Below are 7,646 nucleotides of genomic sequence, written 5' to 3'. Positions count from 1 at the left end.
AGCCCGTACTCAATGGCGGTAGCACCTTCTTCGTCATTCCAGAAGCGTTGGATGAGATTGGTCATCTTGATTCCATTCAAAAGACAGGCCCATGGATTGAAAGCGGGGAGGCGGGCGATGGGCTAGCGCTCGCTGCCGCTGTGGAAACCTATGGCATCACCATCGCAGCGCGTGGTTGATGGGAGCGTTGTCGGGCAGGGCATGCAGCCTGGCGTCGAGCCGGGTCTCGAGGCGCAGCTGCAGGCGCTGGCCCAGCAAGGCGGTGGCGTCGGTCAGTGCCGCGTCGGCATAGGCGGGCAACGGAGCCGGCGGTGTCGGGGTGCCGGGAACGCGGCTGAGCGTGGGCTGATCGAACAGCCGGTCCAGCCAATGCTCGGGCAGTTCGCGCGGCAGCAGCTGGCCGGTGGTGCGCACCAGCCGCAGTCCGTTGATGCGCTGGTCGTAAAGGGCGTCGGCCTCATCGAGCATCAGGCGCTGCATGTCCAGCTGGGCATCGAGCACCTGCGCCAGGCTGCCGCGGCCGACTTCCAGCAGCCGGCGATAGCCTTCGAAGGCCGTGCGCGCTTCGCGCACCGCATCGGTCAACTGGGCTTCGCGCTCGCGCCCGGCCTGCCAGCGGCCCCAGGCGGCCGAGGCCGCTTCCTGCACCTGGCGGCGCACGGCTTCCTGCTGCGCTTCCTGGGCCTGCAATTCGTTGATCGCCTTGAGAATGCGGTCGCGCAGCTCGAAGCCGTTGCCGAAGTTCCAGTTCAGCTCCAGACCGTAGCGCGTGCCTTCGTTGTAGATCACGCCCTTGGGGTCCTTTGTATGGGCGACGACCCCGGCCAGCGTGGGAAAGCGCTGGGCCTTGCTGCGCTCGACTTCGGCGGTCGCGCGCTCGATCAGATGGCGCGATTCGCGCAGCTCCGAGCTATGGGTTTCCGACGCCTGCAGCGCGGCCTGCTCGCTCGCGGGCATCCAGTATTCGGGCACTGCGAGCTCGGGCAGCGCGGTGCCCGTGGGCGAGTAATTGAAATAGCGCGTGAAGCGCGCCACGGCATCCATGCGCTGCGACTGCAGCTCGTGCTGCTGGGCGAGTGCGCTGGCGCGGCGCGATGCCGCGCGGCGCAGATCGTTGCGGCCGACCGCGCCCAGCTCGGCCCGGCGCTGCTCCACATGCGCGAGCTGGCCTATGGTCTCGGCCGATTCCGCTGCGACCTGGGCCTTGCGCTCGAAGCGGTGCAGCTCAAGCAGCGCCGTCAGCGCTTCGAGCAGGACGTTCTGCCGCGCGCTGTAGAGCACGCTGTCCTGCGCGGCTTCCATTCCTTCGGCCGAGCGTATGCCCGCGCCTATCGCCCCGCCGTCGAGCAGGTTCACGCGGACTTCGGCATTGACGGCCGTATACGTTTCGCGGCGCTGGCCCTGGCCTATCGACGCATTGCCGGACGAGGTGCCGACCTTGAAGCTGGGCCAGCGCGCGTTCTTCGCCGAATTCAGGTCATGTCCCGCGGACTCGAGCGCGGCCCGCGCCTTGAGCACATCGGGGTGGGCGTCGAGCATGCCGTACACGGCTTGCAGCAACTGCTTTTGCGACTGATTGACAGCCAGCGAGCCGGGCGTGAGCTGCTGCGCGAGCTGCAGCGGCGCAGCATTCGACGGCAGGCGCGCAGTCGGTGCGGGCAGGCTGTGCGCCGCCACCAGCACGGACGCGGCCAGGCTGTCCGGCGACGACTGCGCGGCCGCGGCCGCGGGCCAGGCCAGCAGGCAGGCAATCAGCCCCAGCGCCGAAGATCCATGAGCGATGCGGGTGGCAGTCATCATCATGGCTCCCGGAACGCTTCGCTCTGGATATGCAGCACGGGACGCAGCAGATACCAGATGAACGGCTCATGGCCCACCAGCAGGTCCAGTTCGGCCTGCATGCCGGTGGTGATGCGGTTGTCGGTGCGGCCCACCCAGGGTTGCAGAAGACTGGCCTGGATGCGGAAGTACGAGGGCGAATCGGGGCGGCTGGGGTCGCGGTCCGCATCGGCCGAGACCAGCCGGACTTCGCCTTCGACAAAGCCGTAGCGAAGATAGTCGTAGGCCGTGATCTTGGCCTTGGTGAGCTGGCCTACGCGCACATAACCGCGGTCCGACGGGTTCAGCCGCGCCTCGATCACGACCTCGTCCTTGTCCGGCACGATTTCGAGAATCGGCTCGCCGGGCTTGACCACCCAGCCCGCGCCCGCGCTGCGCAGACCCTTGACGATGCCGTCGGTGGGCGCGAGCACCACGGTGCGCGTGCGTTGGCTCTGGGCGCGCGACAGGTCTTCCGACAGGCTCATCAGCTCGCGTTCGGTCTGCGCCAGCTCGTCGGAAGCGCGCCGACGAAACGCTCCCTGGGTTTCCATCAGCTTGGCCTGGGCCTGCTCGACCTTGGCGCGGTTGCTCACCAGGCTCTGCCTCGCGGCCGCAAGGTCGGCGCGCACCTGCTCGAGCGCGCGCTGCTTGTCGATGACTTCGAGCTGGCCTATGAGCTGCTCGGCTGCAAGCTGGTTGGCGATCGCCGCTTCCTGTTCGTACAGGCGCAGGCTGTTCTCCAGCCCCTGGATGCGCGCCTGGACCTGGGCCACGTCGCCGCGCGACTGGGCGAGCAAGGCCTGAGACGATGCCAGGCCGCCGCGGAATTCGAGTTCGCGCGCGCTGAATGCACCGAGTTCGGAGCGCACGATGCGCGCGTCGACTTCGGCCGGAAAATGCTTGGCATCGAGCTTGAGGCCCTGGCTCTCCGCGGACAGCCGCGTCCTGACGGCCTGGGCCGTGGCGCTGCGCGCGGTGAGCTGCTCCAGGTTGAGACTGGTGCCGCCCAGGTCAATTTCCAGGATGGGGTCGCCCTTGGCGATGGTCTGGCCTTCCTTCACATGCACCAGGGTCACGATGCCGCCTTCAAGATGCTGCACGGACTGCACTCGGTCCGAGGGAATGACCTGGCCGCTGGCGACCACCACGTTCTCGACCGGATAGAACAGGCCGACCAGAACCAGCAGCGCGAGCGCGGCGATCAGCAGCCGTTGCCGGCTCACGAGCCGCTTGCCGCGCGCAGGAGGGCTCGCGTCTGCCGCGCCTGCCTGCTGCGCGGCGCGCAGCACTTCGGGGAGTTCCTGGGGCGCGTTCATCGTTACACCGCCACTTGGGAAGTTTGCGCCGCCGCGCCGCCTGTGACCGGCGCATCGGCTACGGGGCTGGCGCTGCCAGCGCGCGCGACGCCGAACAGTTCGGGCAGCATTTTCTCGGGCGTGCCATGGTCCACCTGGCCGTCGCCGCGCACATGATAGATATGCTGGGCGAGCGAGGCCACGCGCAGCGAATGGGTCACGACGATGATGGTGTGCTTGACCGCGATCTGCCTGAGCGTCTGCAGCAGCTCGGTCTCGCTTTCGAAGTCGAGGTCGTTGCTGGGCTCGTCCAGAATCAGCACCGAGGGATTGCGCAGGAACAGCTGAGCCAGGCCCAGCTTGCGCAGCTCGCCCGCGGACAGGCCGGCGCCGCCTTCACCCAGCTCGGTCTGGTAGCCGTTGGGCAGGCGGCTGATGAAGTTGTGCGCGCCCGAAAGCCGGCAGGCGACAAAGATCCGGTTGCTGTCGGCGTCCGGGTTGACCATGCGCAGCGTGTCTATGATGGGGCCGCTGAACCAGTAGGACTGCTGGGGCAGGCAGCCCACCCAGCGTCCCAGGTCGTTGCGCGAGAACTGCGCCATGTCGTACTCGTCAATGAACAGGCTGCCTTGCGTCGGTTGGTACAGTCCCGCGAGCAGCTTGGCGAGCGTGGATTTGCCGGCGCCGTTGCGGCCCACGATGACATGGATTCCCCCCGGTCCCATCTGCAGCGAGACCTGCTCAAGCGCGACATGGCCTGAAGGGTAGTGGAAGCTCACGTTGTCGAGCCGGAAGGCGCCGCGCGGGCGCGGCGGCTCTATGGTCTGGGCCTCGGGTTCGAGCGGCTCGCGCAGCACTTCCTGCAGCCGCGCCGTGGCTTCGTTGGCGCGCGCCAGCGAGCGCCAATTGCTCGCGAGCTGGGCGATGGGGCCCAGCGCCTTGCCCGACAGCAGGTTGACAGCCATCAGGCTGCCTATGCTCATCCACTGCGCGTTGATCGCGATCGCACCTACGGTGATGACCGCAACGGAGAAAAAAGTCAGCAGTACATGGCCCGTTTCACGCGCATTTTCGATGTCGCCGTTCTTGCGAAAGCTCTCGCCCAGCCAGCGGTCGTAGCCCGATTGCCAGGACTGCTTGGCGGCGGCGTCGTAGCCCAGCACCTTGAGCGTGGAGCGCGCGTTGCAGATCTCGGCCGTTCCGCGGTCGAGCAAACGCGCCTGCTCGATTTCCTCGACCCGGGAAGTGCGCACTTCATCGGCCCACCACCAGGCGAGCACGCCCAGGATCAGCATCGCCACCAGGATCACCGGCAGCACGGGCCAGGCGATGATGCCGATCACGACCAACGCGATCAGCGCCATCGGCAGATCGAGCACGGAAGCCGCGAGGCCGCCCGACACGCAGGAGCGCATGGTGCCGATATCGCGAAACAGCTGCATCCATTGGCTGGCCGAGCGTCGCTCGAGCGTGAGCAGCGGATGGCGCAACATGCAGTTCATCAACGATTGGGAGACTTCGCGGTCTATGGTTGCCCCCGCTTCACGCAGTGCCAGCGCGCGCCGGCGGCGCAGCCAGAGCTCCAGGCAAAGAAAGCACAGAACGCCGGCGACCATGGCGGTGAGCGTGGCGATGCCGCCGCGCGAGATAACCCGGTTGTAGACCTGCAGGATGAAAATCGAGGGCAATAGGCCCAGCAGACTGATAGGCAACGACAACCATGCCGCCCGACGCAGATGACGGGACGATCTGTCAAATGAATCCCTGATGGCCGAGCTAAACCCTGAGGTCTTGCCTGTCTGCTCATCCTTGTCGGTGGCAGCCAGTAGCTGGCGGGGTAGCAGGTATTGAAGCATGGGCGGCTGGCGGTTTCTATCGGTTAATGGCGCTGGCCGTTATCTGGCTGGGTGCAAACCGGTTTTCTATGATTTTCTTTTGCTGATAGCTTTCGTTTAATTTGCTGTCATGGCGCTTTTGCGGTCATCGCGTATTGATGTTAATCATGTTTTGTTTAGTGTAAAACAGTAATTAGTTGTTTTTTCAACCTGTTTTCTGAATGGGGTTTGCCGGTGCAAATCCATTGCGCACTAAATAGTTTTTCTTTATCAATGGTTTTTTTCATTTAAATATATGCAGCGCAACTATGGCGTTTGTCCTGCATGCATAGAGGATTTGTTGCCTGTATGGCTGCGGAATGCTGGGGCACATGCGCCTGAATTGAAGTGTTTACGCTTGTTTTTTGCGATTTTTGCGCGAATTTTTTTCTTTGTTGCGCGTATAAATTCGTTTTTGATTAAATGACGCAGTGATATTTGTCGCTCCCTCAGTGCAGTTGCCGACGCTGTGGATACGGGAAAACCATGAGGTATACCCACACGATGTCCCAGAGGAATTGAATGCCCACGACGCGCCAGATACTGCGGTCTATGCGGATGCGAGAGAACGAGTAAATGAGGGTTTTTTATCTGCAGGCCGTATCACTGGTTTTGGTTAATGGAAAACCCTTGGAATACCAACATACATATCCGGGTGGCGCAGCGGTAAATCACTCTATTGGTGCACTGTGGGCCGTCGGTCGCCATGATGGGTATCTCCGTTCGCTGAATTGCCGGAAGAAAGAAGTCTTCAAGATTCCCCATCGGAGTAGGGCAGTTTTTTGATTGCACTCAGGTTCTGCGCAAGACGTTCCATGTGCTGGATGAGATTGTTGAACGCCCCGTCCGTGTTCCGGCTGGAGATATAGCGCGTGAAAATCAACAGGCACATGGTTTGCTCTATGTAGGCAGCATCCTCGTGTGTGCGCAGGCTGTCGATGTTTTTCTCCACGCAGTGGAATGCGCGCTCGATGGCGTGGATCACATCGCCCTGGGCGAGTTCTGTTTGCGCGATATGGTGCTGCGTCAGCAGCAGCGCATGGGTCACGCAGCGGCGATCGCACCCGAAGCTGCGCGCGGCGTCGCCCTCGTGGGGCTGCTGCGCGCAGAACTGGGTCTTCGACTTGAGGGTGAATGTTCCGGGCGGGTGTGCAGGCAATGGCATGTGCTGCGCCGGCGCCACTTCAGGCAGTTGAGTGTGCACACCATCCTCGCCTATGTGCAGGCCTTGAAGGCGCAGCAGCAGATTCACCTCGGCAAGCAGCGGGAAGCTGGGGGCGGCAACGCTCTGATTCAGATGCGTTTGCGGACCGCCCTGACTCCCATTGGATGGTTCCAGCGACGGTATCAGTTCTGCATGCTCCAGATCGTCGTCCGCCACCGCCCATGCCGAGGCCGGACCCCACTGACCCAGCGCAGGCATGCGGCTGCCTATCACCACGATCTCATCGGGCCAATCGATACGAAGTTCGACCGCGCTGAGCTGGCGTGCCCAGGCCCACTGGCGCACGCGCGTCGTGCCTTCGCGCCAGGCGGCCTCCAGGGTGCTTCTGCGCACGAAGAAAACGCAGTTCCGCGCGCCTTGCGCGGCCACCGTGAAAAACAGCACGCAGCACGAATAGGGCTCCGGCAGCAGCGTGATGCGCTGCGCTAGGTGCTGCAGGCTGGCGCTCAACTGAAGGGAGAGCGTGGTCCGGGCGGGCCCGGGCCGCAGGGCGCTTTGTGCGGCAAGCGCGGTGGTGGGGGGGCGTTTGGGGATCAAGGCTTTCCTCACACGCAAGCGGTCAAGGTGGCTCGATCAGTTCATCGATACTCGAATTCGACGCGGCGATTGCGCTGGTGTGCGGCATCGCTGGAGCCTGGGTCGGCCAGCTGTTCCTTGCCGTAGCTCACGGCTTCGATCCGGCGCGGCTCCACGCCCAGCAACTGCAGGCTGGAACGCACGGCCTCGGCGCGCTTGTGTCCCAGCGCGAGGTTGTATTCGATGCCGCCACGCGCGTCGGTGTGGCCTTGAAGCACCAGCGACTGCTGCGGATTGCTGCGCAGCCAGCGCGCATGGCTTTCGACAATGGACCTGTCCGTCGGCCTGACCGTGTACGAATCGAAGTCGAAATAGACAATGTGGGCGACGTTGTCCGGGCCTTTTTTCCCCTGGATCGGCTGGGCCGTGACCGGTGCCACGCGCGATTTCTCCACGGGGGCCGCCGGCGGCGGCGGCTTGCCAAAAGCATAGGTGCCTTCAACGCGCTGTGACGATGTGCCGGTGGTGGTGCTGCAAGCGGCAAGGCCCAGGGCCAGCAGCAAGGAGGCGTAGCGCGGATAGTTGTTCAACATATGAGTCCTTGCGTGCCCATGTCGCCGTCGCTCCAGTGGAGCGGCGACATGGGCGTTGGGATGGAGCCGATCAGGCGAGCAGGTTGTTATGCAGCGACTGGGGCAGGATGGAGGCAAGGCCGCTGCCAGCTTCCGCCTGGCTGCTGATCGCCGTGGCAATCGACTGCTCCACGGAGTCGGCGCTGGCCAGGGACTGCGAAGCGCTGGTGCCGAGCAGGCCACCGAGCAAGCCGCCGCCACCCAGCAAACCGCCGATCAGACCTTGGCTGCCCGTGAGGCCGGACAGCAATCCGCTGTCGCCGGTCACGCCGGAGAGCAGGCC

General features: G+C 64.1%; 6 protein-coding genes. All 6 read right to left on the bottom strand.

Going from position 1 to position 7,646, the window contains the following annotated elements:
- Window positions 1-156 precede the first annotated feature (156 nt).
- Window positions 157-1,800, bottom strand: a complete 1,644-nt coding sequence (locus RR928_RS23340; RefSeq protein ID WP_332538955.1) for a TolC family protein — start codon at window positions 1,798-1,800, stop codon at window positions 157-159.
- Window positions 1,800-3,137, bottom strand: a complete 1,338-nt coding sequence (locus RR928_RS23335) for an HlyD family type I secretion periplasmic adaptor subunit (RefSeq protein ID WP_332549593.1) — start codon at window positions 3,135-3,137, stop codon at window positions 1,800-1,802. Before RR928_RS23335 ends, RR928_RS23340 begins: the two co-directional genes overlap by 1 nt.
- 2 nt (window positions 3,138-3,139) lie before the next feature.
- Window positions 3,140-4,972, bottom strand: a complete 1,833-nt coding sequence (locus tag RR928_RS23330; protein ID WP_442881527.1) for a peptidase domain-containing ABC transporter — start codon at window positions 4,970-4,972, stop codon at window positions 3,140-3,142.
- A 769-nt stretch (window positions 4,973-5,741) separates the two neighbouring features.
- Window positions 5,742-6,752 carry a hypothetical protein gene (locus RR928_RS23325; protein ID WP_332549592.1) on the bottom strand — a complete coding sequence of 337 codons (1,011 nt, stop codon included), beginning with the start codon at window positions 6,750-6,752 and terminating at the stop codon, window positions 5,742-5,744.
- Window positions 6,753-6,793: 41 nt separating this feature from the next.
- Entirely contained in the window at window positions 6,794-7,324 is a 531-nt protein-coding gene (locus RR928_RS23320; RefSeq protein ID WP_332538950.1) for an OmpA family protein, read from the bottom strand.
- Between the two features lie 70 nt (window positions 7,325-7,394).
- On the bottom strand, window positions 7,395-7,646 hold a 252-nt coding region (locus RR928_RS23315), incomplete at its 5' end, for a hypothetical protein (RefSeq protein WP_332684435.1).

It is taken from the genome of Comamonas sp., from assembly GCF_036666375.1.
Classification (GTDB): Bacteria; Pseudomonadota; Gammaproteobacteria; order Burkholderiales; family Burkholderiaceae_C; genus Comamonas.
Note: the sequence above shows the minus strand (reverse complement) of the source record. Positions and strands in the feature narration are given on the sequence as shown.